2 protein-coding genes are annotated in these 1,563 nt (G+C 63.4%); both read right to left on the reverse strand.

The genetic code is table 11. The annotated features are described in order from the left end of the window. A partial coding sequence (locus ACK4FK_RS18765) for a hypothetical protein (RefSeq protein ID WP_409747232.1) occupies positions 1 to 1,033 on the reverse strand: 1,033 nt, incomplete at its 3' end. A 118-nt stretch (positions 1,034 to 1,151) separates the two neighbouring features. Continuing rightward, a partial coding sequence (locus ACK4FK_RS18770; RefSeq protein ID WP_409747235.1) for a pilin occupies positions 1,152 to 1,563 on the reverse strand: 412 nt, incomplete at its 5' end.

The raw sequence follows: 1,563 nt of genomic DNA on the forward strand, positions 1-1,563 counted from the left end.
AATTGCGATGTTCGAACACCAGCTCCAGCGGCCAGATGGTCGATTCGAGCAAGTGGCTCACATAAAACCATGCCAACCCCAGGCCGGCCAGAGGCGCGCGCCGTCGAAGCAGGGCGGACGTAGCCAGGAGAAGTAGGTGCCAGGCCAGGGCGACCGCCGTGCTCGGCGGATGCCAAAGCCCTTTCGACAGCGGGTAGTCGTCGTGGTAGAGCCCCATCGCGTTCAAGTCGGGCAGCAATGCCTGCCTTTGATAAAACGCCAGCACGCGCAGTTGGGTGAGCAGGCGCTCGCTCAGGGAGAAGCTGCGACCGGCATAGGAGCGGGCGGCCCAGTCCGGGTCGGCAACCAGAACGGCCACGGTCGCGGCTAAAAACACCGCGCCGACGCCATAGAGGAGCAGATAAGCCCGGCGCGCCCCGGCAGGCAGCCCGGCGAAGCGCAGGACGAAGACCTCGATGATCGCCGCGTAGGCAGGTGCAAGCAGCCCGTTTTCCTTACTGAAGGTGGCCAGCCCGGTGCCAAGTCCGAGGCTGGCCAGCGCCCAGGCCCAGCGGCCGCGCTGGCGGGCTGCCACATAGCCCAGCAGTCCAGCGATCATGAAGCCGCTGGAAAGCAGCGTCATTCGCTGCACCGTATAGAGCACGGTGGAGACATGCAAGGGGTTAAGGAGCCAGAAGGCGGCGGCCAGCCATGTCGCCTGCCGCGCAGCCGGCGACGGCGCCCCCAGCGCCCGAAGCAGCTGCGACGTCAGCCAGGCGACCAGCAGTCCGTTGATCAGGTGCAGGAAAAGATTGATCTGCTTGAATCCGGCCGGCGTCAAGCCGCCCAGCCGCCAGTAATCCAGCGCGAAGCTCACCATGGACAGCGGCCGTCCGGTCGGGCCTGAAGTCGAAGAAGCGGCCGCCTTGAGCAGTGCCCCGGAGCTCGGCGCCTCGATCTGGACAAATGGGTTCAGGACGAGCTGGGCAAAGTCGTCGAAATAGAAGCCGCCCGGCAGCCCCGGCCAGTAGATGGCTGCCGTGGCGGCGAGCAAGACGCCCATCCAAACGAATGGCCCCGGTCCGCGCCGGGGCTGGACGGTTCGTCCCATCAACGGCAGCGTCAGCCGAAGCCGGGAACCCACCTCAGGCCACGCCGCCGTATCAGACCAATCAACCCTTGCAGCTGCCTGGCAGGTATTTCGACGGCATGGTTCCGGCCTTGCACTTCCAGGTCACCACGCCATTGGCGGTGGAAGTCGCGGACAGTATGATGGTCTTGCCTCGCGCATCTGACGGCAGATCGGTTGCACTCGACGATGTAACAGTGAGTTCTCCGCAGTTTGTTCCACACGCCAGAGATGAAACATATTTGCCACTCGCACTAGTATTGAGCCCCACCGAGCTTGCATTACTGCCGTAGCTACCATGGGATGCAAAGTATTCGCTCACGGATGTTTTCGCCTCGGCCAGGCGAGCGATCAACTCGGATATTTTGCTCCTCGTCATGTAATCCTGATAAGCGGGCAGCGCGATCGCGGCGAGAATGCCGACGATCACGACGACGATCATCAGTTCGATGAGG

The organism is Ferrovibrio sp. (assembly GCF_046297895.1).
Taxonomy (GTDB): domain Bacteria; phylum Pseudomonadota; class Alphaproteobacteria; order Ferrovibrionales; family Ferrovibrionaceae; genus Ferrovibrio.